The organism is Ruegeria sp. AD5, assembly GCF_056542345.1.
This window is the reverse complement of record NZ_JBQFZR010000001.1, coordinates 814029-839609: the sequence shown is the minus strand read 5'-3', so window position 1 is coordinate 839609 and position 25581 is coordinate 814029. Positions and strand designations below refer to the sequence as shown.

Below are 25581 nucleotides of genomic sequence, written 5' to 3'. Positions count from 1 at the left end.
TATGAACACGCCCGAATGGCTTAAACCCGGAATCTACGGTGCTCTGATCGGCGGGGTTTTCGTAGGCGTCGTTGGATTTTCATGGGGTGGATGGATGACCGGCGGTAGCGCGGACAAGATGGCCAACGCCATGTCCCGCGATAATGTAATCGCTGCGTTGGTTCCGGTCTGCGTCGACATGGCGAGAACTGACGCCCAACGCGCCGAAAAAATAACGACGATCAAAGAGGCTTCTTCTTTCAAGCAAAAGGATGCCGTCATGGCGGCTGGCTGGGCAACGGTGCCGGGATCCCAAACTCCTAACAAAGACCTGGCGCAGGCCTGTATCGAGGGGCTGAACCTGGATGGATCGTAACTCAATCACTCAACATTCGGACAACGCCGTTTGCATCAGGGCAAATCGAAAAAATCAGTACCGGTTTTGCGCTCACTTAATGGCTGCGTTGTTTGTTGTCGTCTTCAGCAGTTTGGCGGGCTCCTTTATCTCATCAAGTCCCGCATCGGCCGAAACAAATTCGATCCCGGATAACGCGCATCCCAAAAAGTATGGCGACGGTTGGGAATGCGATTTGTCCTATCGGTTGAAAGGCGAAGAATGCGTGGCCATTGTCGTGCCGGGAAATGCCTACCCCACAAACAGAACCTATGGCTCAGGGTGGGCATGTATGCATGGCTTTGTTGAAGTTGGCGGCACCTCATGCACTGAAGTGATTGTGCCTGAGGGTGGATATCTCGATCCATCAGGTGAGAGGTGGCGGTGCCTGCGTGGATACACAAGAGTAGACGATAGCTGCGAGAAAATCGTGGTGCCGGATAATGCTTACCTAACGAATAGCACTTATGGATCTGCATGGCGTTGCAACCGTGGCTACGAAAAAGACGGAGAAGCATGCGTGGCAGTAGCGGTGCCGGAAAACGCTTTTCTGAACGCATCAACCAGCGGGCGTCCCTGGACGTGCGAGCGTGGGTATTTTGAGCGCGACGGACAGTGCGATGCCGTGTTTGTGCCTGAAAATGCTTTCTACGATGACGCGATCCATGGAGTTGGATGGAAATGCGAACGTGGTTACGAGGCGTCCGGTGATCGCTGCAATGCAATCGAGTTACCAGAAAATGCCCATATCGACCGATCCGGTAATAGGTGGGAATGCCACAGAAATTATCATCAGTCAGAAGGTCAGTGTGTTCTGAACAATTGAGGTTTCAGGCAGAGAGCCCATTTTTCCAAACTTCACAATTTGTGCCCGTTCTTACCAAGGACGGCGCGTTTCACACTCCCAAAAGGAACAGATATGAAACCCCTACCCATTGCGTCGGATGACAGGAAGTTCATTGCCAGCAATGCGCAAAAGCTGCCGCCTGAACAAGCAGTTTTTCCAGAGCTTCACCGCAAGACACTTGTGACAGATACACCGACTGCAATTGTGTATTGCGAAGGAAACTTCGCAAAGATCGATGGCAAGACGGCTAATGGTCTCGTTCGACATTCACAGGCCTATCGCGTTCTTTCGGTGATCGACAGCACGTATGGCGGTCGTGACAGTGGCAAAGTGCTTGATAATGTCGCAAATCAGGTTCCCATCTTCGATGATCTTGATGCCGCCGTCGCTAATGAAGCTACTATCCCCGACACGTTTATTTACGGAATGGCGCCGGCCAGCGGCAGAATGTCCCTTGAAGATCGCGAAGCTGTTGTGGATGCGATAACGCTCGGAATGAACATCGTCAGTGGGCTGCATGAATTTCTTTGCGATGACAAAGAGCTCGCCGGATTTGCCAAAATTCACGATGTCACGATACGCGACATTCGCAAGCCGCGGCCTAATCGCGACCTGCGCCTGTTAGATGGCAGTGTTGGAGACGTCCAGGCGATCCGCATCGCGGTGTTCGGCACCGATTGTGCAATTGGAAAGCGTACAACCGCGACAATCCTGACAAGTGCCCTTAACGCGCATGGGATCAAAACAGTTTTGGTCGGTACCGGCCAGACAGGATTGATGCAGGGCGCCAAGTATGGTGTCGCGATGGATTCGGTGCCGCCGCAATTTTGCTGTGGCGAGCTTGAGCGCGCTGTTGTTGCAGCATCTGAAGATGAACACCCGGATGTCATAGTGATCGAGGGCCAGGGCGCGCTAAGCCATCCGGCCTTTTGCACATCAGCATTCATTCTGCGAGGCAGTCAGCCACATGCAGTTATTCTTCAACACGCGCCTAAACGAAAACGTCGATGTGATTTCCCCAACATGACTATGCCCGACCCTTGCGATGAAATCACCCTGATCGAGGCTTTTGCGAACACAGAGGTAATTGGCATGACGATCAACCATGAAGGAATGAATGATGTTGAGATTTCAAAGGCCATCACAGATTATAACTGCAAATTGTACCTCCCGGTCACTGACGCTCTGAACCGTCCTTCATCAAACTTGGTGAACATGGTTCTTTCTGCCTTTCCGCGTTTGCAGCACGTACCTGTAACGACGATTGAATGAGCAAGCTGCGTATCGACATTGATCTGAGCAAAATTCTTTACAACACACGGTTCCTTGTCGATCGCCTTAGACCCCGTGGAATTACGGTTACAGGCGTGACAAAAGCCGTGTGCGGTCACCCTGAGATTGCGAATGCTATGCTTGAAGGCGGCGCGACAGGGCTGGCGGACGCGCGGATCAGCAATATCATGCGTATGCGCGATGCTGGAATCTCGTGCTCCATATCCTTGATCCGAACACCCATGCTGACCTGGCTCATCGGTCAGAAACGACCGCTACTCCCAAAACAGGTCTGGGCGATCCGTGCCCGGCTCGAACTTTCTGGAAATCTGCGTGATCTCACAATGTTCAACGTCGCGATTGATAGCAAGCTACGCGGCTGCGATCTGGTCAAACTCGCTGTGACCGATCTTGTCAAAGACGATCGCGTCCGTGAGCGTGTTTCGGTGATCCAGAGCAAAACCAAGCGATCTGTTCAATTCGAACTGACGGAAAACACGCGAGAAACTGTATTGGTATGGGTAAAATCACCGGAAATGTTTGCTAGCCGGTTCATGTTTCCAAGCCGATTCCATGATCGACCACACATCTCGACGCGCCAGTATGGCAGGCTGGTTCGAGACTGGGTGACCGCAATCGGATTGGAACCGAGCGGATATGGCACGCATTCGCTTCGACGAACCAAAGTAGCTGAGATCTACCGCAAGACAGGAAATCTCCGCGCGGTCCAACTTCTGCTTGGGCACACAAAGGTCGATAACACCGTGCGATACCTGGGCGTTGAATTGGAAGACGCGCTAAGCATTGCAGAGCGCATAGACATCTGAGACAGTTTGGCGAGCGGCGCTGTCGGTCGCCAATCCATAGTGGTTCTAGTTCTTTTACGCAGGAGTGGGACGTAGCGTGCCCTGAGCGGAAGTGTCAAAATCTTGTTGCGTGCGCTCGCAGCACAGTTTTCTCGGCTCAGGCGCAATTTACAGGGTGCGGGACCGAGCGGCCATTTGATCACGCCGCGAGTACTTGTGCAGAAGCGGCGCGAAAATCGCTGCGTTGCAGCCAATGTTATCAGGCCAGTCATTCATAGTCACGGGGAAGCCTTGATCACATACTCCTCTTTCGCCGCACTCAGGCCAGACAATTTCTTTCGGTAGTTCACCAAGGATCTTGGTCACCGGCAGTTTCAAAAACAACCTGCCCTGGCGGTACTTGCATTGCGACAAGGGAAACTTCCTTGACTCTATTCTGGCTAAGGACCACAAAAGTGCATTGGTGAAAGTTACTCGTCGCCGCGATGCTGCCGGCTTCGATGATCCAATGGCCTTCAGACTAATTGTAGCATGTGCCCCAGCATAGGAACGGGTTTCGCTGGGGTCTTCGCTATGAGCTCGTTCCTCGCAAGCATTCGCAATTGTCACCTGACATGCATCAGTCATTGCGTGACCCATGAAAGAAGGCGCCGTATGAAGAGCACATGGCTCATAAATTGCGTGCCTAATGACCGATAGATCAGGTCTCAGGCTCCGTTTCAATCAGTCTTTCATCGTGTTTACGCGCCGCATTCTTTGTTTGATCCCGACACTTTTGGTGTTGCTCTCAGGAACGCAGCTTCCTGCTCAAACCGCAGGTAATACCGACGGATTAGTTTGTGACGAAGGTTTTGAAAACAAGAATGGATCGTGTCAAAGAACTGACATACCCGAAAACGCGTATTTGACGGGCAGTTCCTATGGCAGTGACTGGGAATGCAATCATGGATTCAAGCAAGTTGGGGAGTTTTGCGATGAAATCTATGTTCCTGAGAACGCCTATCTTGCATCGACCGGAGATCGATGGAAGTGCAATCGCTTGTTCCAACGTGTCGAGGATAGATGTGAAGAAGTGTTTGTGCCTGAAAACGGGTTCGTCGAAACACGATTTGGTGCTCAGGAAGCACATTGCCACTGGGGTTTTCGCAAAGAGGGCCGGGAGTGCGTTACAATAGAAGTTCCCGAGAACGGGCGCTTATCTGACAGGCGAAGCGCTGATGGCTGGGTGTGTCTGAGAGGGTTCAAAGCGACGGAAGGTGGCTGTGACTTTGTGATCGTTCCCGATCACGCATACCTCGCGTCTGACACATATTCTGGATGGAAGTGTGAGCGTGGTTTTCGCGCGAACCAGGACAGGTGCGTTGCGATCCTTGTCCCTTTCAACGCTCACTTAAATCGAAGAGGTGACGGTTGGGAATGTAATCGGCCGTTCACGAGACAGAATGACAAGTGCGCCGAAAATGTGCCGCGACAATAGGTTGGTGGAAATCAATACCGCCTGACAAATCCGGAAGGACTAAGCCGTGAACCATAACTCGATTGACGAAAATCTGGGCAAAAGTCTCAAAGCCGAAAAGGTGCGTCGCCGGTCCTATGGGATTAAGATATCTATTGCGTCAGCAGTGTGCGTTGCAGCGATAATTGTGGTGGTGTTTCTCTGATGCGTAAAAATGCCCCTCAAGTGACCCTTCCGGACTCAAAGATGTCAGCTCGTGGTCAGGACCAAAGAGCATTTCAGGATCGCAGTGTTCGTAAGGCGCGAAACGCTGACGTATCTGGTGTGATTGAGGAAGAATTTGGAAAGTACTTGATTAAGGCTGGCATTCTGAGCGGTAACAGCGTTGCGCGCGCGTTTCCCAAGCCACCAGCCAAAACGCAGACAATGATTGCCGATGCAGTTGGTGAAACACCAGCATTGGCCATTGAAGCGTTAAAAGAAATTCTCGAAGAACGAGACAGGAAACGTAGCGGTCAACGCCGTTTGGAGGGAAACTCTGGCACCCTCGTTCCCAGTGAAAGAGAATATACCGAGGCATTGCGCCAGATCAGGCTCACCCCTGCGCAAGTCACAATGCTCAAAGCACTTACAATCGCTGGTAAGGAAGGTCTGACCATTGGTCACTTATCTCAGGCGGCCGGTTACAAATCGCGCGAGGCCGCCATCAAGGTATTCAAGAAAATCGGACTATTGATTGCGGAATATCTGGAGCTCGAACTTCCTGAAGCCGGATCGGCACACAATGATGGATCCGCGCAGGTCCTGGCATTTTCTCACATCGAAAGTGAAGATGAGCCAGCAACCTGGATCATGCATCAGGAACTTCGCGACGCTGTTCGTTCGGTTCTATGACATACGTTCCAGCCCCAGCTTTTGTAGCGAACTTCGAACCGGAACAAATGCACGAGAGGTTGCTCACTTAGCTTATGTTGGAGAAAAGACCATATCCGCTCGACCTGATCTATGTACCTGTGAAACGGGCGAAAACGCTTGATCAACAAAAAGTTCTGACGCTGGCCGAAGATATCCTGAAGAACGGCCAGAAGACCCCGATCCAGATACGCTCGGACAACAAGAGGTTCGTGCTAATTGAAGGCCTTCACCGATTAGAGGCCATTCGCGCCTTGGGCGGTGATACGGTCGAAGCCTATCTGGTTCGCGCCAGACTACACTAAATACCTATTGGAATTGGCATTCGACAAAGCCTCGGAAAATGTTAGCAGACGTTGACTTTTTTCATCCCAAAGATGCAATCGTGCACAATGAAAGCTCTCATATAGAGTAATACGCTGGCAATTTTCCAACTCAGAATGGTCACGCAAAACCTCGTTTAGCCGATAAAACGGTATGCGGCTGGCAAGGTGGTGAACATGGTGTACGCCGATATTGGCAGAGAACCAACGCAGGATGCCTGGTAGGGCATAATGAGAACTTCCATAGAATGCGGCGTTCTGAAGATTCCAGCTCTCTTCCCGATCCCAGGTCGTGTGTTCAAACTGGTGTTGAATGTAGAAAAGCCAAATACCAATCGACGCGGCGACAATCATGGTTGGCAGGAAAACATACGCCAACACCTCAAAGCCTCCGGCCCAAAAAGCCAGAGCCAATAACCCCGCAATTGCGGCGTTTGTTCCCATCGCACTTGCCCAGTACAGCCAGCCTGATCGCATGAAACCAAGAGGTAAACGGTTTTGAAGAAAGAACGTATAGATCGGCGCAACACCGAATAGGAAGATGGGAATCCGGGTCAGACGATACGCGGCACGCCCGAACCAATTCCGTTTCAGGTATTCCTCAATGGTCAATGTAGGGATATCACCCATACCACGCCGATCAAGGTTACCGGTTGAGGCATGGTGAATCGCATGGCTTTGCCGCCAAACGTCATAGGGTGTCACGGTAAGAACACCTAGAACCCGGCCGGTCCAATTGCATGCGTTGCGGTTTCTGAAGAAAGATCCATGACCACAATCATGCATAATGATGAAGATACGGACCAGAAATGCGGCATTCAGGATGGCCAGCAATATTGCGATCCAGACGCTAAATGACAACGCAAACCACGCTAGGACCCATAGCGCGAATAAGGGAACAACAGTGATCGCAAGTTCAAAAACACTGCGCTTCGCATCGGCAACACGGTATTGCGCGAGCACCCGCGTCCAATCTTTAGGTTGCAAGTTACTTGTTCTCCAACGGCTTATAGTAGCCCATTGTTCAAAAGGGCACCCGAAAAGGGTGCCCTTAAAAGGTCAGGCGAGTGCCAGATTGGCGGCGCTTTCGCGTCCGTCGCGGCCAGCTTCGACGTCAAAAGTAACCTTCTGACCGTCTTTCAATTCGCTAAGGCCGGAACGTTCGACTGCTGAGATATGTACGAACACGTCGCGCTTGCCATCTTCAGGCTCGATAAAGCCAAAACCTTTGGTCGAGTTGAACCATTTTACTGTGCCATTTGCCATGGTGGAAGTCTCCAAATACTTGCCGCCCGCATTATTGCGGCGACTCGGCGTGGTCGGTCTGAATCGAAAGACTGAACGCCGAATTGAGGAGACAGCAGGTCGAAAAAGAAAAACGTAAGCCTTGTGTATATGGACTTCGAGTACCCACGATACAAGTCTTGATGCGGTGGAGGGCAACAGAGAAATCGAGCCTGTCTGGCTTAGAGCCCGACAAGTTGAGATGACGCTGTTGCTCTGCGATCCAAACGCGAAGGCGGCTTGGGTAGGAGGTACAAAAGATCAATGACCGCTTTTGGGAATCTATCCCGCAACATGCGAGACAGCGATAAGCGTCCGTTTTGATGTCAAAGCGGGACTTTGCAAAGTCCGCTTTCTGCGCATCGCTGACCTTAAAGCGCGCTGAAGCATTTTGTATTTTGGGCTCGAGACGGCCGATCTCTGCAATTGGGATCAACGTCTGCTGCTAGACAGATCTAAGTAAAGGTGCGTTGGGTCCGCTGGGGCGATGATCACTCAACCAATGATCGCTTCACATAAAACCGCTACAAGGATGTTCGCGGTTTGTTGAGGTTAGCACTTTCAAGCTTTGGTTGTTCTAAGCGACCAGTAGGCCGACATTGTATTGGGTGTATCTTGATATCCTCTTGGCACAACAATGCACCAATTCGTCGCCTTCGCTCGAATGTCGGCAATTTCGCTAGCACTTGGATTAGAATCGAGCTTTCAGTGTAGGCGCTTAATTTTGCCGGTCATCTTTAAACCATCACGAATATTCAACCCCATCATGAACAGGTTCGCTGCCCCGGCGATCAACTCAACCACCTGAACGATGTAAAAGATGCTGTCGAACTCGCCAGCGGCAGCCTTACCGGCCAGAAACCAAGCCGCTGGTACGAGGATCAGTAAACCGTTTAGCGCAATGATCGGCATACGGGTCTTCTTGGCCTTCGTAAGCGCGTCCTTGCGTTTCCGGCCCATTGCCATGCCCGATCCGCCAGCAATCGCCATTGCCGGGATGAGGATGAACATGCCTTTCAGGATCAATGCCTTGACGGTTGCGACTGTTTCATGGCTCGCAAAGAGTTCGCTGGTGATCGTTGATGTCCAGAAGAGGAGGATCATCAAAAAGCCGATACCGCCCGCGATGGCGTGAATCTTTGTTTTCATAGCGGTTCACTCAAATTGGCTTTTGGAAAGGATTTCGTCAGGCCGTGCAGCAATTCGGCACCGCAACCTTTTCGAATAGGTGGGGTGCTGTCACAGCGCTTGAGGGATAGTGGTTGAGCTGCTGCTGAAACTCGGGGTTTGAAAATGCGGCGCGGAAGTCCGCAATAGAGTCCCAGACCGCGTAGTTCAGGTACATGCTGCCGTCGCCAACGGCTTTGCGCAGTTGGGTGCTGATGTAACCCGGTTGCTTCTTCATCCATTGGGCATCGCACTTCCAAGCTTCTACCAAGGCGACTTGGTCAACGGGATCGACTGTGAAGAGATTGACGAGAACGACGGGTCCAGCGTCGATGTCCAATTGCCGTTCAATTGGAAACTCCGGGTCGAGGGGTTTGAAACTTACCATTTCGGTGCTCCTTGAAAGTTGCTTCAATTTGGTGTCATGTTGTCATATTTAGGAAGCATCAAACACAATGACAACACGTTGTCAAATGAAATGAGGAATCGACATGCCGGATGCGCGAAGGACCGAAGAAGGAGAAGCTGTGACGGCCTTGATACTGGATGTGTTTCGGCTGAACGGTCGTTTGCAGCTTGCCGGTGATCGCCTTGTATCAGAACTCGGTCTGACAAGTGCTCGATGGCAGATCCTTGGCGCCATCGCCTATTCTGATCGACCGGAATCCGTTGCGTGGCATGCACGGACGATGGGTGTTCACCGGCAAGGCGTACAACGGATCATCAATGAATTGAGCAAAGAAGGCATGGTGGAGTTTCAGCCGAACCCACACCACAAGCGGGCGCACTTGGTTGTCATGACTCGAAAGGGGCAGGAGTTGTACGAAGCCGCGATTGCGAGGCAAATCCCATGGGTGAATGAACTGTCGGAGGGCCTGTCGCCAGATGAGATTGCCACTGCGCAAAATGTTATTGGTCGTCTCAAAACACGGCTCGAAGAAGCTTCAATACGACAAGAATAGAGCCCGACCCAAAGCTGATGCAAATACAGATCGCAGCATCAATTGAGACTGGCTCATCGCAGTTGGTATCTGCATGCGCTATCAATGCTCGTTATCAAGCGCATTGATTTGCTGGAGCATTTTGACAAGCAGATGAAAGAACCACTGAACCAGATATCGCTTCACATTATGCCGCTTCAACGGCGTTCGCGGTTCGTTATGGTGAGGCATTTCAGCCAAAAGTTGTCTGCGCGTGCCTCTGTATCGGGAGACACGCGCAGACCATCGAGAAACCTGCCGGGCGTCTGGCCCGGCATGATGGGCTCCGACGGGTCCGCCGCCCTCCCCATCGCCGCGCTTGATCCGCCCCACCGTGCGGCGTCTCCTGCGGTCCCCGCGCTTGATGGGTCCGGGTCCCCAAAAACAATTCCAATCAGCCGTGAGGGTTCAAGAAGTGAAGGACTCGTTTTCTGTGATCTGTTCAAACGCGGGTAAGAACGCGTCATGATGCAGCGACAAGTAACGTGTGATCTGCTTGCTGCGCATCAGTTTCGCGATGTACCCGCGTGTCAGGACCAGATCGAGGTGATCCGCGCCGTAGCTGCCTTCGGCAAGGCGCACCTCGCGTTCCAGATTGGCAGACTCGCGCTCCATCAGCTCAAGCTGTTCGCGCGAAATGCCTTTGATCTTTTTCGGCGTTGCCGCTGACACCAACTGGCTCTCTGGTGTCGCGGCCAGAAGTGATCGGGCATAGTTGATCGTGAACTTGTTCATGGCGACCATGAGTTGCGCCGCTTCAATCTGGCGGATTGGCTTCATCTTTTTCAGAATCTGAAACCCGGTCAAAGCCACTTGTTTGTCTTTCAAAAGTTCCGCCGCCTCATCGCAGATACCGTTAAGAAGCTGGCGTTTCTGCTTCAGGGTCTTGATGTTGACATTAAGCGCGCTCGCCAATCGGGCTTCCGGTACGCCAAGAGAGAGGGCTCTCAGGATCATCTTGTGCTCTTGAATGGTCGCGAGACGAGAGATGCGTTTGTTGTAGGTGAAGGCTTCGTCGTCCGTGGACACGAGACATCGCGCATGTGTCTGACCCTGGTCTTTCAGAACCTCAAGGCGTAGATGCCCATCAAGCAAAGTGTATTGACCAGCGTTGAATGGGTCGCGGGACACAACAATAGGTTCAACAAGACCGACGTCCCGAACAGATGTGATGATCTGTTTGAACTTGATGCTGGCCTTTTTTTGCGGCGTGACAACATAGAGCGGTGCGATGTTCTCGAATGAGAGTGTCACCAGCTCCTGTTCAAAAGCCGCTGCAATCTTCTGTTCTTCCTTGGTCACCGTCATGTGGATATCTCCTCGGATTTTGCCAGGCGATCTGCAACCTGCTTTGGCAGGCTGATCAAGCCTTCGGCGCGAAGCAATGTGACGAAGTTTTCGTCAGTCATCAGGGTCTTGAGTGCTTCTGTCAGAAAGAGCAGTTCGCTGCGCGTTGCACTTGCTTTTCTCAGCAACACCTTCTTTTTCTCGACATCGTTTTCATAAGTCTTGAGCAGGCTTTCGACCGACAGGCTTTTACGCGGTCGTTCGCTAGTGGGCGCGCGGCCCTTGCCATGCTTCTGGCGCGCCTCAACAAGACGTTTGGCCGCCAGGAGTCTACCGCCGCGCAGAAGCTTTTTCTCATAAGCTTGCCTCAGAACACGTTGCACGCCGACGTCATCCGCGTCCGCAATGTCAACGGCAACACTGACCGGAATCTTACCGCTCTCCACTGCACGCAGAAGGCGGTGTTCGTGACTTTCCAGAAGTTTGATGACGCCGTGGACATACTTCTTGGACAGCTGAGTCTTGGCGGCGATTTCAGTTTCAGAGTAACCCCTTTCTTTGAGGCGACCAATGTCTCTGAGCAAGTCCAGCGAATGGTGGTGCCTGCGCGCCAGGTTTTCCACCAGGCTCATAACAAGGCAATCTTCGCTGCTGGCATCTATGACGATCGCCGGTATTTCAGATTGGCCAAGAACCTTGAATGCCTCTAGACGGCCCTGGCCGCAGACCAATTCGTATGCTGGCTCACTTCCGTTCTCAGTCCCACGCGCAGCAACCGTTATGGGTCTTTTCAACCCAAGCTCCGCGATGTTCGCTGTAATCTCGTCGAAAACCTTTTTGTTCCTGAGCCTTGGGTTGACGACGGCAATTGCATCGACAGGAACAAGAACAGTGCGTCCGACCGGCGCATGGTCCATCACGCTGCCTCCAGTATTGGCGTACGTGCGGCCATGTCGAAGAAATGAGCCAGGTTATCGAAGCGGAATGCATCAAGGGACAAACCGTTGTTTTCCGCCAAGCGCAGCTTTGATTTGGTCATGTCAAAGGTAGGCAGCAAGTAGTAGTCGAGCGGCGTTCTGTTTGACTGCCCCATCCTGACGACGATGGACATGTCGGGGAGCTGACCGGTGTTCAAACGAATGTTCCAGCGATACGCACCTGCGCCTGTCTGAAGACAGCGCGCAATGACAATTGAAACGGTGAACTCGTCATTGATGGTGAGGGTATCTGTATTGGGGTCACGAGCGACATCTCCGCCAACGGCTTCGACTCCAGCGATGATGTCCCGGATGATGTCGGAATGCAGGCTGCGTAATCGTCTGTTGATCTCAATGTATCGGTAATCTCTGTCAGGCTTGAAGCCGACGAGGCTGTAAGCGCGCAACAGGCTACCAAATCTGTTCTGATAGGCCCCGCTGGATGGAAGCTTTGGCGCTTCATTGATGACAAAGCCCGAGAGATACCCGTTTTCCTCCAAAACCTCCTTTAGCCGATCTAGCATTTCTTCGTCGGACAACACATGGGAGCGGGCTGCAATAATTGCTCCGGCAGCGTCGAACAGGTTGGCGTCAACGATTGCTTCAAAGGCACCAACAGCGCGAACCCAATTTTCCGGATCGTTCCGAACATGGCGTTTCTTGAGTTTGAAGGAATTGCGGTTCCAGAGATTATTCCCGATGTATTTTTCGTTGGTCAGAATTTGGCGTACAACCGCCGGTGACCAATCCCGATCCAGATCGGTTCGAAGTCCGCGCTGGTTCAGGTCTGACGCAATCTCAGCTTCAGACCAACCGTCGTTCACAAACCTCAAGAAGATCTGGTTCACTATTGCGATTTCATCGGCAGGACCCGGAACAAGTGTTACTCGGTCGGTCTGAATACTCTTGTGTTCACCTCGCGAAAGAATGCCCTTGGTACGTCCTGCTTCATCAATCAGCATCCGCCGCAACCCGAACCCAGCTGCGCCGCCTTGTCGATAGCCCAACTCGATCAGCCGCTGCTGCCCCGCAAAGACCTTTTGCGAAAGCTCGCGACTGTATTCGCCTGCCATTGCCCGCTTTAAACCTTTGACGACGGTGGACATTGGGCTGCCATCATTCTCGAATTGTTCCGCGCAGTACTCGACTGAAATGCCCGCCCGTTTGCAGATATACTCGTAGTAGGCGCTTTCATCGGCGTCCTGAAAGCGCCCCCAACGGCTGACATCATAAACGAGAACAGTTCCGAATTCGGTCTGGCCAGTTTCGATGTCGTCGATCAATTGCGATAGGCCTGCGCGGCCTTGAATTCTCAATCCGCTTTTGCCTGCATCAGAATAAGTCCGGATAATTCTGTAGCCGCGTTCATCGGCATAGCGTTGGATAGCATCGGCCTGGTTTTCGGTCGAGTAGCGCTGATGCTCTGTCGACATGCGAACGTACTGTGCGGCGTTCCGGCGGTTTTCCCTGTCTGTCTTGTTCTTCGGCCAACTCAATGCTGCGGCTCCCACCACTCAAATTTGCAAACCTGTACGGGAACTCTGCGATTCCTTTCTCAATCCTAAAGGGAGAGGTCCGGAAACATGTTTCATAAAAAGGGCAACACGTTTCATCGAAAGTGCGACGAGCGCCTTTCGGCTTCAGAATACAGGGAGGCGATCAGCAACGCTCTCTCTCAAGAACTGGGTGGGGCAGGGCGAGCTACAAAATCAACGATGCGGTGGACTGGAGCAAGTGAACGAACGGCTAAGAACTGGATATCTGGCTCATACGGACCAACAGGCGAAAACCTGATCGCATTGATGAAGCATTCAGACACAGTTTTCGCGGTTGTACTCGAATTGGCGGGACGGAGCGAGGCGATTTCGATAGCACGGCTAAAGCTTGTCAGAGAAGAACTGGCCGGAATTTTGAGTGATTTAGATACGATTTGCGCCGATGAGGGCGATCAAAAACCAGAATAGACTCTTTCGGTTGCTCCAACGTGATGGAAAGCCTTTGAGTCGCAAATGGCAAAACCCGTGCGCCCATGAAAAATCGAATGACTCAAAATCAATGGCTTAGCTGTCGTTGAATGGCAAAACTATGTGTCGCCCGACATTCCTGTTGAACGTCACACGAACCTGACCCAACCGTCACAGTTGGACCAGAAACGAGGTGAACGTTCGACACCGGAAGGCACCCCCGATGTTGGACAACAATTGATTTTGGCCTTCGAGTCTTAAACTGACCCATATTTCCCATTTTAAGGCTCCTGCAGACAGTTTTGTTTGATCTGGCTTCCCTTATGAAAAGTCAGGGCTGAATTGCAGATCAGACAGCGAAGCTGCCTGTTTCTGCCGATCTGCCACGTGGCGAACGCGGGAGGGGGCGAGGCAATGCTATTCGATAGGGGTGGTGCGGCCCGCAGGCACAGCCGAGGACACGGTCCTGTCTAATAGCGTTGCCCGAGGGGGAGGGCTAGCGTTGCCCGAGGGGGAGGGCCGCGCCCTCACCCTGACGGCCAAAGGCGTTTGGCTTGTCCAAATCCCGCTGGCCCACGAATGGAAGGTGATGGGAAAGAGGGCTTACCGCTATTTGCGATCGAACCCTTCTGTCAAACTTCAAAAAGTAATAGTCGCCACACAAGCGGACCTTCGCTGCTGTCGCAGTGCGAAGCGCTACTAACGGCAGCTTTACGAATGACAAGCGCGGAAGTACATCAGCTATTTCGTGGGAAAATCCAAACGGCTTTGAGGCAGAAGGCAGATTATGCCTTTAGTTCTCCGATGGCGGCTTGCTTCCACTGCTATCCGTTTGCTCTGACAGGCCAGAAGGCTGCTCTGCATCCGTCAGGACGGATGACTGTCCGTTTGCCAAACTATCGGCAATCTTACGCAGAAGGTCTGCGATAGCCGCGTCAGCGGCCCTGTCTTGTTCTGTTGCAGCCTCTTGCGCTGCGGTCATTTCCTGTAGCTGCGAGGTGAGCGTGTCGATTGAAACTTGCATTTGCTCCATCGTCTCTGTGTTTGCTCGAATAGCAGCGTCTTCATCGTCTGAAAGACGATCTTCTATTTCGAGCGCCACCATCATGAAGAAAGACAGAATGGTGATGATGTTGCACAGAACTTGCAACTGACGTGCGAGCCTTTGGCGCGTTGTCTCATCGACCGGCGCTTGTTCCTGTTCCGCCAATGACTCTTGCGCTTCGATGGTTCGGGCGAGCATTTCTTCGATGCTGCCGGACAGGCCTAGTCCTATCTGCGCCGTCGCCGCGATGCTGCCAATTTGGCCAAAAGCCTGCATTTGCTCAGTAAGGCCGGTGGCAAGGATGTTGAAACGGTCCCCGAACTCTGCACCGAGTCCCAAATCTCGCAATGCATTTACACTGTCGAAAATGCGGCCATATTTGCCGATATCTAAGGCTGCAAAAGTGGCCCCGATACGCGGTAGGTCCAGCGTTCGCGTAATGCCAAGAGCATAACTGGACTCGAAGTCTTGCAAGATACTGGGCATCAAACCTAATTGCCGATCAACACCCAGAGATAGGCTGTCGACGATTTTGGATTGCCGCTCCATATCGGCCGCCAAACGGCTGAAAGGATTGTCTAATTCCAGGCCGTCCAGAATTGACGTTGAAACTCCAAAAGACGCACGATCTATTCCCATGGTCAGACTGCGTAACCCAACCGGGTCCACGATGCGCTTCAATAGTTCAGACTGACGTTCCATGGCTGCAAAAACGCCCGACGCACCTAATCCAAGAGCGGCTTTCTGGGCCGCTCCGATGCTGTCCAAACCAGAAGACGAGTCTTTGAACTTACGGCGCTGCCGTTTGTCCGTATCCGCGCGTTCTTCATCGCTCATTTCCATGCCTAGCTTGGAAATGTCGAACCCCTTGGGTTTCTCATCGTCGGAATTTTCATCACTCATCGTCTATCTCTTGTCATCGCTGCGCCGCGCTACACTCTATATAGTGGTTGCCAACATCGTTTACTAGCAATGAGGAGGCGAGTTTGTGGAGCCCGACACTAAGGCAGCTTTTCGAATTCTTAAGAACCCATATCGCATACGCAGCGAACTTCTGCTTTTCAGTCTAGGTGTTTTTCGCTGCAGTAGCGAAGGCTACAAAGCTGCCAGTCGCTGCTAGTGCAGCACCGATCTTCCCAAACTGCAGCTATACTTAGGCAGCAGAATCAGCAACATTGCGCTGGCGGTCTAGAACCTAATATCATTGCTGATGTTCTGGGGTATTTTTCGCAGGTGACCATCTTCCAGTACCGGTCGTATTATCCTCGTCATTGCCATTTTCGCTAGACTGCGCAGTGCTAATGCTGAACGGAATGGAACTAGAGAGACAGGCGCTTCGAATGGCTTCATAAGTAATGGGTTCTCTGGGGTACTGAAACGAAATCTGTGGAAAACCTCCTTTGAATTCAGCTCGGCATACCTGAACGTACTCCTGAAACACTTTAGGAAGAAGCTCCAAGGTGTCATCGGTCTGCTCAACAATTTCCGAGATCAATATGTTCAAGTTCGCTGCGCGGCGGTTAAAGGCGTCGGCGAATTCGATGGGGATGCCGTCGCTAGCTATATCTCCGTCTAAATTGCCTTTGAAACCGGGAAGCTGTTGCTTCCATTCTTCGAGTTCGACCAATTCCTTGGAATGCACAGTGATCAAATGGATTACATTTTGCGTCTCGTTGGACGCGTGTGAAAGGCGATGTCGTGACAGCGTGGCCAATTGCCGAGCCAGCGGACATCATCCGGGTCTTTTCCGAGACGACGGCTCAGACCTAGGCGTGAGTACTCGTTCCCAAGCACGGTACGGGGACGTTTGCGTTTGTAATGGGCCATGTCATCGGCCTTTCATGCAGTTTCTGAACTACATGGCACCCTCCATCGGTTGGCTCGTTGGTTTTGGGCTGGGCTCGGATAGATGGCCGAAAACGCAGCCGGTCTGAATATCGGACTGGGCGAACAAGATCAATGGGGCGGGAAAAACCCGCTTAATATGGTGTTAGGTGATTGAGCCGGTAGGCTGTGAACGGACGGTCCACTCAACCAGAGATCGCTTCACATAACACCCGTTCAGCGACGTTCGCGGTTCGTTACGATATCGACAAACATCCAATGATTGCAAATCTTGCGATCCGACACGAATGCCAACCTTCGCGACCATGCGGAACTAGCCGCAATCCGTTTGTTGCAGTGTATGGACTTTTTTCGTTGGAAGCGCGGGCTGCCAGACAAGGACGGTCGCGAGACCAATCTGCCTCAAGTCAGCTTCACAAGCTTATTGGAAGGTTTGATGTATATTCGTGGATGTCTCGATAAGCGCTTGTTCGATGGTTGCTCTTTGTCGCGCAAATCGCGTCGTTGGCACTGGAATTGAGATTGCGTGCAGGTCTCCGACCCAATCGACGAAAGAAAATCCGATCGCCGATACACCAGCAGAATGCTCATCCAAATCATAGGCAAGGCCATGTTCGCGGACCTTGTCCAGTTCGGAAAGGAACTCATCCAAATTCCTTTGGATACCATTCCGTTCCCATTCGTTCTGAATAAGCTTTGTCGCATCTCGTTCATCGAGTTGAGCGAGACAAGCTTTTCCGTTTGCAGTGGTGGTCAGTGGAAAAACCTCTCCTACTTGCGAGACCGTAGTCAAACGGTAAACGCCCGGAACTTGATCTAGAAAAACCATACCAATCCCACGCATCACAGCGAGGTCTGTGGTTTCCCCGGTCTTTTGGGTCAGCTCCGTCAAAAGCAGTCGGCAGTGTTCGACGATGCTGTACTGCGCGGCGCCTGCGAGAGCGCTTAGTTCGGGGCCGAGCCTCAAGCCACCTCCATTTGCATCTGCTATGACAAGTTTTTCTTCAGCAAGTGCACTTGTGATTCTCTGTACCGTAGAGCGGGGCAGGTCAACACGCTCGGCGATTTTTCCCAAGCTCATTCCGGATTGGTTTTCTTTTAGAACACGCAAAATCGAGGCCGCTCTGGAAATGACCTGAATGCCACCTTTATCCGCTTTTTCAGACATTTAACCTACCCCATTCTGTCTTGGCATCGTAGCTAGAGATGCCTGGCGATTTTTAGTGTTGTATCACAATGCGGTGCAAGTCAACCGTATAGTGAGTTTTTAGTTGACCATAATGCGGTGCGCATGCATCATCATACGGGACAGGTGGGGAGGCCACCCAGACAATTGAAAAGCGAACACCGCCGCTTGCCGGCGAACAGAGGAGATATGCCCAATGGTCGAAATCCGCGGCATTGAGTTTCAGGCAGACACCGACAATGACATGGGGCTTGAGTTTTACAACCTGAGCCACAGATACGGGTTTCAGTGCCCCAACTGGCCCTATTTCAAGGACGTCCAGATCGACCGAAAGCACTATATGGCTAAGTCCGGTGTGTTGTCTCAGACGATCACGACTACGATGCACGTGACCACTCATATTGATGCACCAGCGCATGTCGTTCAGGGGACGCCGTTCATCGATGAGGTTCCGCTCCCCCATTTCTTTGGCTCGGGCCTGGTGGTTTCCGTGCCCAAAAAGAAATGGGAGCAAATCACCGGAGATGATCTGGAAAAGGCCTGCGGTCATGCCATCCGCAAAGGCGATGTACTGATCATCAACACCGGCTGGCATAAGCAATACGAAGACGGTGACTACTTTGCTTACTGCCCGGGTCTCGTTCCTTCCGCTGCTGAGTGGATGATCGAAAAAGGTGTTAAAGTCGTTGGCCACGATACCCAGGCGAACGATCACCCGCTGGCGACTGCCATTGGTCCGCAGCGAAACGGTCCGATCATGCCTCATCTTGAGAAAGAGTATCTTGAGTGGTCAGGCGGGACACCGTGGGAGGTTGATTTCCCCGAGTGGGAGCCAGTGCACAACATGCTGTTCTCCAAGGGTATTCTCGGAATTGAAAATGTCGGTGGTGATTTGGAGGCGGTGACCGGCAAGCGGTGCACCTTCGCGTTCTTCCCTTGGAATTGGGACCGTGGCGACGGCTGCATTATCCGATTGGTTGCGATGATCGACAAGAACCAGTCCTACCGCATCGAAGCTGGCGAAAATTTCTGAACACTCACGGACCGGTCGCCGGTTCGCCGGTGGCCGTCAATAACCTTGAGCGGAGACGGACATGCATCTGAAGCGCTTTCAAGACGCCCAACCCTACGAAGCACCGAACCATTTTGGGTGTCATGGGCTTCGTCTGCAGGGGTTTGAGAAAGGCGGGCCGGCAAATCAGTGGATCGGCTTCAGCCAGTTCCTACCAGGCGGTGGCGCAGGGCCGGACTCTACGCCTTTTGAGAAAGTCTACGTCGTTCTGGAAGGCGAAATGACCGTCATCGTTGATGGTGCCGAATCCACTCTTGGACCCATGGACAGCTGCACGATCGCAGCGGACGAAGTGCGCAAAATTGAGAACCGCGCCAACCACATCTGCAAAATGCTGGTGGTCATTCCGTATCCACCAGAAAACTAAGGACAAAAAGAATGTCTGATCCACTCAAGATGTTTGACGTAAAAGACAATGTCGCACTGATCACCGGAGCATCCGGCGCGTTTGGCATGGTTGCTGCGCGCGTTCTTGCTGGTGCCGGGTGCAATCTGATTTTGGCTGCGGGCAATCAAGGAGCGCTCGACGAGATTGCCAAAGAGTGCGAGGCGCTTGGTGCGACCGTAGTTGCAATAAATATGCGCCCGACTGATGAAGCGTCCTGTGGCGCATTGGTCGACGAAGCCGTTAACAACTTTGGTAAGCTTGACATTCTCGTTGTCGCGTCCGGCATGAACAAAGTTGCACCGATCAACGACATGGCGCCGGAAACCTTTGACGCAGTGATGGACGCCAATGTGAACCAGAGTTGGCTTTTGGCGCGCGCGGCGGCGGCACACATGAAGCAAAGCGAATATGGCAAGATCATTTTCGTCAGTTCTGCGCGCAGCATCCTTGGACACCCTGCTGGCTACACGGCGTATTGCGCGTCAAAGGCTGCCGTGAACGGGATAACCAAAGCCTTGGGATGTGAGCTGGGTCCAACAGGGATTACCGTCAACGCGATCGCGCCGACGGTATTCCGTTCACCTTTGACGGCTTGGATGTTTGAAGACACCGACGATGCGAAGGCAGTGCGCGATGGCTTCCTAACCCGTGTTCCCAAAGGACGACTGGGTGAGCCTGAAGACCTTGCCGGTCCGCTCCTGTTTCTCGCCTCACGCGCCTCTGATTTTTACACCGGGCATATCCTTCATGCCGACGGCGGATATACGGCGGGATAAAGAATGGTGCGCAAGAAGCAGCAAATAGCGGTAATTGGTGCAGGCCTGATGGGGCATGGTATTGCCCTGACTTTGGCGAAAGCAGGCCAGTATGTGGCCATCACAGATCCCTTTGAGGAGGCACGAGCCAGCGTGTCTGACCGCATCCGCGCCAGCATGGCCGCGGTGGGGGACGACGAGGTTACAATCACAAAGACTCTCAAGATGATTGAGATCTTCGCGACGACTGAAGGTGCGGTTCAAAATGCCGATGCTGTATTCGAAGCCGCGCCCGAAAAACTGGAGCTTAAGCAAACGATTTTTGCTGAGATTGAAGCGCACGCACCAGAGACCTGCATTCTCGCATCAAATACATCGGTCATGCCGATCACTCAGATCATGTCTGGGCTGCGGCTGAAAAACCGGGCCCTCGGAACACATTGGTGGAACCCCCCGCACATGATCCCGTTGGTCGAAGTCATCAAGACGGAATGGACAGACCCTGAGATTGCACAGACGATGTTCGATCTGTTGAAGGATGCTGGAAAAACTCCGGTGATGGTCGAGAAGGACGTGCCCGGCTTTATTGGCAATCGTCTTCAACATGCGTTGTGGCGCGAAGCGGTCAGTCTGGTGGAAAACGGTATTTGCGACGCGGAAGCTGTTGATACTGTGATCAAGTCCAGCTTTGGGCGGCGATTGGCGGTTCTCGGTCCATTGGAAAACGCGGATTTGGTGGGTACCGACCTGACCCTCGATATCCACGAAAACGTGCTGCACGATCTTGAGGCGCAAAAGGGTCCTTCATCCTATCTGAAGTCGCTCGTTGAAGCGGGCAAGCTCGGCATGAAATCCGGCGAAGGTTTCAGGAAATGGGCTGAGGGCGAGGCGGATCAGGTTCGCCAACGTGTCGCGAAGCATCTGAAAAATCTCGAGAAGACTTTGTAAGATCAATCAAACACTGGCCAGAGGCCGGTGAAGGGAGGACGCAATGAGAAGGACTTTAAGATCGGCCACAAGGCGCAGTTTTCTGGCCGGAGCCACGGCAGCAATTGCCGCGCCGGCCATTCTTCGGGCTACGCGCGCTTACGCGGCGAACCCAACGCTGCGGGTCGGCAACGTTAGCCCCCGCACCGGACCGCTTGCTGGTTTCGCTGAGGCCGACGAGTACGCGCTTCAAGCTATACAGCAGGTCTTTTCGGCCGGGTTGGAAAACAACGGAAAAACCTGGAATGTCGAGATCATCTCGAAAGACAGCCAGTCCAACCCGAACCGCGCAGCGGAGGTTGCCGCAGATCTGATTCTGGGCGATGAGGTCGATATGATCGTGGCGGCTTCAACGCCGGACACGGTGAACCCTGTCGCCGATCAGGCAGAGATTAATGAGGTTCCCTGCATAACAACTGACTGTCCGTGGCAGCCTTACTTCTTTGGTCGCAATGGTGTTCCGGGTGAAGGTTTTGAAACGACCTATCACTTCTTCTGGGGTTTGGAGGACGTGATCGCAGCGTTCCTTGATATGTGGGATAAAACGGGTGTCACAAAAGCCGTAGGCGGTCTTTTCCCCAACGATGCCGACGGTAATGCGTGGGGTGATGCGGAGCTCGGCCTGCCTAAACCGCTCGCTGCCGCCGGGTACTCGCTGGCAGATCCCGGTCGCTATCAGCCATTATCCGACGATTTCTCAAACCAGATCGCAGCGTTCAAAGCAGCTGGTTGCGAAATCGTCACTGGCAACATGATCCCACCTGATTTCGCTACGTTCTGGAGCCAGGCCGCCCAGCAAGGGTTCAACCCGAAGGTCGTGACCATTGGCAAGGCACTTCTGTTCCCATCCGTCATTGAATCGCTGGGCGACCGTGGTGACGGGCTATCGACCGAGGTCTGGTGGTCTCCGCATCACCCTTTCTCGTCCTCACTCACCGGCATTTCTTCGAAAGATCTGGCAGAAGGCTACACGGCGGAGTCCGGGCGTCCATGGACCCAACCGCTCGGCTTTAAGCACGCGCTGTTCGAGGTCGTTGCGGATGTCATCAAACGGGCGGATGATTTGGAAGACCCTTCTTCGATCATTTCGGCAATCACGTCCACCAACCTGAACACAATTGTCGGGCCGGTGAACTGGGGTGATGGGCCGATGAACAACGTCACCAAAACTCCGCTGGTCGGTGGCCAGTGGCAAAAGTCGGGCGACACATACGAGCTGCAGATCGTTGCAAACAGCACCGCGCCCGAAGTTCCGGTAACGGCAGACATGAAATTGCTGGGCTAACCAGACATTCGGCGCCGATCTTGGCGCCGAACCCTCCATCCGAGAGAAGCATGACGACAATCTTGAGACTCCAAGACCTGAGCAAGGCATTTGGCGCAGTTACTGTCGCCGATGCCATGAGCTATGAGGTCCAGCAAGGCGAGGCACTTGGGGTAATAGGCCCCAACGGCGCTGGCAAAACCTCGATGTTCAACCTGATCACCGGAACGCTCAAATCCAATTCCGGGGTGATAGAATTCAGTGGGCAGAACGTCACCAAATGGAGCGCGGCAAAGCGCAGTCATGCAGGCATCGCGCGTTCCTTTCAGGTCCCGCAGCCGTTTTCGGGCATGTCTGTTTTCGAAAACGCAATGATCGCCGCCACGCAGTCAGCTGGCATGCATGGACACCAGGCCGAAAACTTTTGTCTGGAGGTTCTGGACCAAACGGAACTGCTGCCCAAGGCAAACGTTCTTGCCGGTAGCCTGACTTTGCTGGAGCGCAAACGCCTGGAACTAACACGTGCGCTTTGCGCTAAGCCCAAACTGCTGTTGCTGGATGAGATTGCCGGTGGCTTGACCGAAGCCGAGTGCAAGTCCCTGGTTCAGACCATCAAGGACATCCACGCCGCTGGCGTCACCATCATCTGGATCGAGCATGTTGTTCACGCGCTGCTGGCTGTTGTTGACCGCCTGATCGTTATCGACTTCGGAAAGAAGATCGCCGAGGGCGAGCCGCAGGCAATCATGGAAAGCGCGGAAGTCAAAGAAATCTATCTGGGGATCGAAGCCGATGCCTGACTCAATTCTTCAGATACGCGGTTTGAACTCCTACTACGGCGATTTCCAAGCGCTCTATGATGTCGAATTGGACGTCGGCGAGGGAGAAGTTCTCGCAATCATTGGTGCAAACGGCGCAGGCAAGACGACCCTGATGCGGTCAATCACCGGGTTGCTGACGAACGGAGTGGATCAGATTCACTACCGAGGTCAGGATATCAGCCGGCTTCGCGCAGACGAGGTTGCAGAGCTTGGCCTCGCCATGGTTCCAGAAGGTCGCCAGTTATTCCCATCTTTGTCAGTCAAAGAAAACCTGATGATCGGAGCCCAAGTTGGTCGCTCGGGCCCTTGGGATCTGAAAGCTGTCTATGATCTGTTCCCGATCCTCGAAGAGCGCAAAGATCAGGCATCAACATCGCTTTCAGGCGGTCAACAGCAGATGGTAGCCATCGGGCGCGCATTGATGGCCAATCCTGATCTGATCCTGTTCGACGAAATTAGCCTGGGGCTGGCACCGATCATCATCAAAGACATCTATGAGGCGCTGCCCGGCATCATCGGCGAGGGCATGAGCGCGATCATCGTCGAACAGGACATCACTAAGGCACTTTCGGTCTCAAGCCGGGTCTATTGCCTGCAGGAGGGGCGCGTTTCGTTGGAAAGCGCGTCTGACACCGTTTCGCGCGAAGAGATTTCGCGCGCGTATTTCGGGATCGAATAATATGGAATGGCTGAACGCTATCGTGCAGGGAACTTTGCTTGGTGGACTCTACGCCCTGTTTGCCGCAGGTCTGTCGTTGATTTTTGGGGTCATGCGGCTCGTCAATATTGCCCATGGCGATCTGATTGTGTTGGCCGCATATCTCGGACTGACCGTGACGACCGCGACCGGGATGCACCCAATGGCCGCGTTGGTGATTGTCGTTCCCGCTATGGCGCTGATTGGGTATGCCCTTCAACGCGGCCTACTGAACCAAACTCTGGGCGACGATATTCTTCCGCCGCTGCTTGTGACCTTCGGGCTGAGTGTAATTATCCAGAACGGATTGCTGGAGGTCTACACGGCCGACCCCCACACACTGAATGCCGGTGCGCTGGAAACAGCCAGCGTTGCAGTAGGCGGTGTGACCCTTGGGATCTTACCGCTGCTGACCTTCGGGATCGCCATCGCTGTGATCTGGGGGCTGCAATGGACCTTTTATCACACCGCACTTGGTCGAGCATTTCGGGCTGTTTCCGACAATCAAAACATCGCCCAGCTTATGGGCCTCAATCGCCGGCACATCTTCGGGCTGGCCATGGCGCTGGCTCTCGGAGTGACAGCTGTCGCTGGTATCCAGCTTGGCATTCGGACAAGCTTTGACCCTTCCATCGGTGGAGGTCGCCTGATCTTTGGCTTTGAGGCCGTTATCATCGGTGGGCTTGGTAACCTTTGGGGTACATTAATTGGCGGCGTTATACTTGGCGTCGCGCAAACCATCGGAGCCAAGATTGATCCGGGCTGGCAAGTGCTTGCCGGACATATCGCTTTCCTTGTCATTCTTGCCGTTCGTCCGAACGGCCTCTTCCCGAGGGTTTCCGGATGAACCTGCAGGACTACTCTGTTTCTCGATCGTCTAAAGCAGCACGAGTTGTCGCGATCCTTGCCGCAATCGGTTTGCTTGTTCTGATTGCAGCGCCCTGGTGGGCAGGCCGCGCCGACATGCGCCTGATGGGAGAGCTGTTTCTTTACCTGTCCCTGGCCTCTCTCTGGAACCTCATGGCGGGTTATGCTGGACTCGTCTCTGTTGGTCAGCAAGCCTATGTGGGCTTTGGCGGCTATATGCTCTTTGCACTGACGATGCTGGGTGGGCTGAACCCATTGGTTGCTATTGCGGCCGCAGGCGTGATGGGGGCTTTGATCTCGATCCCGGTGGCTGTTCTGATCTTCAGGCTTCGAGGCGCTTATTTTGCCATAGGTACCTGGGTCATCGCTGAAGTCTTTCGGCTGAGCTTCGCGCAAATCTCAGCGCTTGGTGGGGGATCAGGATCTTCGCTGCCCGTTGCCATCGTCAAATCTCTGGCGTCCGGGCGCGCGATGCGAGAGGCGCTTAGTTATTGGCTGGCGCTCGGAGCTGCCGTGCTGGTGGTGACTGCCGTGTATCTCTTCTTGCGGTCTCGCCAAGGTTTGGCGTTGACGGCAATTCGCGACAACGAGTTGGCAGCCGGTAGCCTCGGCATCGATATCTGGCGCACGAAGTTCATCGTGTACGTTGTCACGTCGGCGTTTACGGCAATGATCGGCGCTCTGATCTTTTTGCAAAAGCTACGCATATCGCCGGATGCTGCGTTCAGCGTCAATGACTGGACCGCCTTCGTCATCTTCATCGTCGTAATCGGCGGTATCGGCACTATCGAAGGGCCAATCATCGGCACACTTGTCTTCTTTGCGCTGCGCGAAACGCTAGCCGACCTCGGAACAACTTACCTTATTGTTCTCGGCGTCGTTGCGATTGTCGTCATGCTCAGAGCGCCAAAAGGCATCTGGGGAGTGATCCGAAGCCGTTATGATCTGCAACTTTTCCCGTTGGGCTATCGCGTAAAGCACATCGGACAATCCAAGGAAAACTGAA

27 protein-coding genes and 1 pseudogene are annotated in these 25581 nt (G+C 53.2%); 18 read left to right on the top strand and 10 right to left on the bottom strand.

The window, feature by feature from the left end; all coding sequences use genetic code 11:
- Position 1 precedes the first annotated feature (1 nt).
- From ACR0JG_RS04205 to ACR0JG_RS04175, 7 genes and pseudogenes are all read left to right on the top strand, one after another.
- Positions 2–355 carry a hypothetical protein gene (locus ACR0JG_RS04205; protein WP_170329075.1) on the top strand — a complete coding sequence of 118 codons (354 nt, stop codon included), beginning with the start codon at positions 2–4 and terminating at the stop codon, positions 353–355.
- Positions 345–1199 (top strand): hypothetical protein, encoded by an 855-nt coding sequence (locus ACR0JG_RS04200; protein WP_170565484.1) that lies wholly within the window; start codon positions 345–347, stop codon positions 1197–1199. Before ACR0JG_RS04205 ends, ACR0JG_RS04200 begins: the two co-directional genes overlap by 11 nt.
- Before the next feature lie 93 nt (positions 1200–1292).
- Positions 1293–2492: an N-acetyltransferase DgcN family protein gene (locus ACR0JG_RS04195; protein WP_480567732.1), complete on the top strand. Its 1200-nt coding sequence runs from the start codon at positions 1293–1295 to the stop codon at positions 2490–2492.
- Positions 2489–2719, top strand: a pseudogene (locus ACR0JG_RS04190) (alanine racemase); the annotation flags it as partial. The gene ACR0JG_RS04195 and the pseudogene ACR0JG_RS04190, both read left to right, overlap by 4 nt.
- A 15-nt stretch (positions 2720–2734) precedes the next feature.
- Positions 2735–3319 carry a tyrosine-type recombinase/integrase gene (locus ACR0JG_RS04185; RefSeq protein ID WP_480569021.1) on the top strand — a complete coding sequence of 195 codons (585 nt, stop codon included), beginning with the start codon at positions 2735–2737 and terminating at the stop codon, positions 3317–3319.
- 1639 nt (positions 3320–4958) lie between these two features.
- On the top strand, positions 4959–5648 hold the full coding sequence (locus ACR0JG_RS04180) for a hypothetical protein (RefSeq protein WP_170403725.1): 690 nt from the start codon (positions 4959–4961) through the stop codon (positions 5646–5648).
- 74 nt (positions 5649–5722) lie between these two features.
- A complete protein-coding gene (locus ACR0JG_RS04175) occupies positions 5723–5971 on the top strand; it encodes a ParB N-terminal domain-containing protein (RefSeq protein WP_039524390.1) in 249 nt (82 codons plus the stop codon).
- On the opposite strand, the gene ACR0JG_RS04170 is transcribed toward ACR0JG_RS04175, so the two are convergent.
- From ACR0JG_RS04170 to ACR0JG_RS04155, 4 genes are all read right to left on the bottom strand, one after another.
- The gene (locus tag ACR0JG_RS04170) at positions 5963–6976 is read right to left on the bottom strand and encodes a fatty acid desaturase (RefSeq protein WP_170403730.1); all 1014 of its coding nucleotides are present in this window, start codon (positions 6974–6976) and stop codon (positions 5963–5965) included. The two genes, ACR0JG_RS04175 and ACR0JG_RS04170, sit on opposite strands and share 9 nt — an antisense overlap.
- Before the next feature lie 72 nt (positions 6977–7048).
- Positions 7049–7255, bottom strand: coding sequence for a cold-shock protein (locus tag ACR0JG_RS04165; RefSeq protein WP_170328727.1), 207 nt, complete (start codon positions 7253–7255; stop codon positions 7049–7051).
- 723 nt (positions 7256–7978) lie between these two features.
- Positions 7979–8422 (bottom strand): hypothetical protein, encoded by a 444-nt coding sequence (locus ACR0JG_RS04160; protein ID WP_480567729.1) that lies wholly within the window; start codon positions 8420–8422, stop codon positions 7979–7981.
- A gap of 37 nt (positions 8423–8459) precedes the next feature.
- Positions 8460–8828: an antibiotic biosynthesis monooxygenase family protein gene (locus tag ACR0JG_RS04155; RefSeq protein WP_480567726.1), complete on the bottom strand. Its 369-nt coding sequence runs from the start codon at positions 8826–8828 to the stop codon at positions 8460–8462.
- Positions 8829–8931: 103 nt separating this feature from the next.
- Between ACR0JG_RS04155 and ACR0JG_RS04150 the strand changes: the two genes are divergently transcribed.
- Positions 8932–9402, top strand: a complete 471-nt coding sequence (locus ACR0JG_RS04150; RefSeq protein ID WP_480567723.1) for a MarR family winged helix-turn-helix transcriptional regulator — start codon at positions 8932–8934, stop codon at positions 9400–9402.
- Positions 9403–9828: 426 nt separating this feature from the next.
- On the opposite strand, the gene ACR0JG_RS04145 is transcribed toward ACR0JG_RS04150, so the two are convergent.
- From ACR0JG_RS04145 to ACR0JG_RS04135, 3 genes are read right to left on the bottom strand one after another with little or no spacing between them, the layout of a single operon-like run.
- Complete coding sequence (locus ACR0JG_RS04145) at positions 9829–10728, bottom strand: plasmid partitioning protein RepB C-terminal domain-containing protein (RefSeq protein WP_480567720.1); 900 nt, start codon at positions 10726–10728, stop codon at positions 9829–9831.
- Positions 10725–11624, bottom strand: coding sequence for a plasmid partitioning protein RepB C-terminal domain-containing protein (locus tag ACR0JG_RS04140; protein WP_480567717.1), 900 nt, complete (start codon positions 11622–11624; stop codon positions 10725–10727). The genes ACR0JG_RS04145 and ACR0JG_RS04140 overlap by 4 nt, the downstream gene beginning before the upstream one ends.
- Positions 11624–13195 (bottom strand): recombinase family protein, encoded by a 1572-nt coding sequence (locus ACR0JG_RS04135; protein ID WP_480569018.1) that lies wholly within the window; start codon positions 13193–13195, stop codon positions 11624–11626. The genes ACR0JG_RS04140 and ACR0JG_RS04135 overlap by 1 nt, the downstream gene beginning before the upstream one ends.
- A 72-nt stretch (positions 13196–13267) precedes the next feature.
- On the opposite strand from ACR0JG_RS04135, the gene ACR0JG_RS04130 reads away from it, so the two are divergent.
- On the top strand, positions 13268–13648 hold the full coding sequence (locus ACR0JG_RS04130; protein WP_480567715.1) for a hypothetical protein: 381 nt from the start codon (positions 13268–13270) through the stop codon (positions 13646–13648).
- 793 nt (positions 13649–14441) lie between these two features.
- On the opposite strand, the gene ACR0JG_RS04125 is transcribed toward ACR0JG_RS04130, so the two are convergent.
- The 3 genes from ACR0JG_RS04125 to ACR0JG_RS04115 form a co-directional block, all read right to left on the bottom strand.
- Positions 14442–15596, bottom strand: coding sequence for a hypothetical protein (locus ACR0JG_RS04125; protein WP_480567712.1), 1155 nt, complete (start codon positions 15594–15596; stop codon positions 14442–14444).
- A 298-nt stretch (positions 15597–15894) separates the two neighbouring features.
- On the bottom strand, positions 15895–16320 hold the full coding sequence (locus ACR0JG_RS04120) for a hypothetical protein (protein ID WP_480567708.1): 426 nt from the start codon (positions 16318–16320) through the stop codon (positions 15895–15897).
- A gap of 639 nt (positions 16321–16959) precedes the next feature.
- Positions 16960–17706, bottom strand: a complete 747-nt coding sequence (locus tag ACR0JG_RS04115) for an IclR family transcriptional regulator (protein WP_480567705.1) — start codon at positions 17704–17706, stop codon at positions 16960–16962.
- A gap of 214 nt (positions 17707–17920) precedes the next feature.
- On the opposite strand from ACR0JG_RS04115, the gene ACR0JG_RS04110 reads away from it, so the two are divergent.
- From ACR0JG_RS04110 to ACR0JG_RS04070, 9 genes are all read left to right on the top strand, one after another.
- Positions 17921–18757, top strand: coding sequence for a cyclase family protein (locus tag ACR0JG_RS04110; protein ID WP_480567702.1), 837 nt, complete (start codon positions 17921–17923; stop codon positions 18755–18757).
- Positions 18758–18818: 61 nt separating this feature from the next.
- The gene (locus ACR0JG_RS04105; protein ID WP_480567699.1) at positions 18819–19163 is read left to right on the top strand and encodes a cupin domain-containing protein; all 345 of its coding nucleotides are present in this window, start codon (positions 18819–18821) and stop codon (positions 19161–19163) included.
- Positions 19164–19174: 11 nt separating this feature from the next.
- Positions 19175–19960 carry an SDR family NAD(P)-dependent oxidoreductase gene (locus tag ACR0JG_RS04100; protein WP_480567696.1) on the top strand — a complete coding sequence of 262 codons (786 nt, stop codon included), beginning with the start codon at positions 19175–19177 and terminating at the stop codon, positions 19958–19960.
- A 3-nt stretch (positions 19961–19963) separates the two neighbouring features.
- The gene (locus tag ACR0JG_RS04095) at positions 19964–20887 is read left to right on the top strand and encodes a 3-hydroxyacyl-CoA dehydrogenase family protein (RefSeq protein WP_480567693.1); all 924 of its coding nucleotides are present in this window, start codon (positions 19964–19966) and stop codon (positions 20885–20887) included.
- Between the two features lie 43 nt (positions 20888–20930).
- Positions 20931–22211: an ABC transporter substrate-binding protein gene (locus ACR0JG_RS04090; RefSeq protein WP_480567690.1), complete on the top strand. Its 1281-nt coding sequence runs from the start codon at positions 20931–20933 to the stop codon at positions 22209–22211.
- 50 nt (positions 22212–22261) lie between these two features.
- A complete protein-coding gene (locus ACR0JG_RS04085; RefSeq protein WP_480567687.1) occupies positions 22262–22990 on the top strand; it encodes an ABC transporter ATP-binding protein in 729 nt (242 codons plus the stop codon).
- The gene (locus ACR0JG_RS04080) at positions 22983–23690 is read left to right on the top strand and encodes an ABC transporter ATP-binding protein (RefSeq protein ID WP_480567684.1); all 708 of its coding nucleotides are present in this window, start codon (positions 22983–22985) and stop codon (positions 23688–23690) included. The genes ACR0JG_RS04085 and ACR0JG_RS04080 overlap by 8 nt, the downstream gene beginning before the upstream one ends.
- Position 23691: 1 nt before the next feature.
- The gene (locus ACR0JG_RS04075; RefSeq protein WP_480567681.1) at positions 23692–24555 is read left to right on the top strand and encodes a branched-chain amino acid ABC transporter permease; all 864 of its coding nucleotides are present in this window, start codon (positions 23692–23694) and stop codon (positions 24553–24555) included.
- Positions 24552–25580, top strand: coding sequence for a branched-chain amino acid ABC transporter permease (locus ACR0JG_RS04070; RefSeq protein WP_480567678.1), 1029 nt, complete (start codon positions 24552–24554; stop codon positions 25578–25580). Before ACR0JG_RS04075 ends, ACR0JG_RS04070 begins: the two co-directional genes overlap by 4 nt.
- The last annotated feature ends 1 nt before the right edge of the window (position 25581 follow it).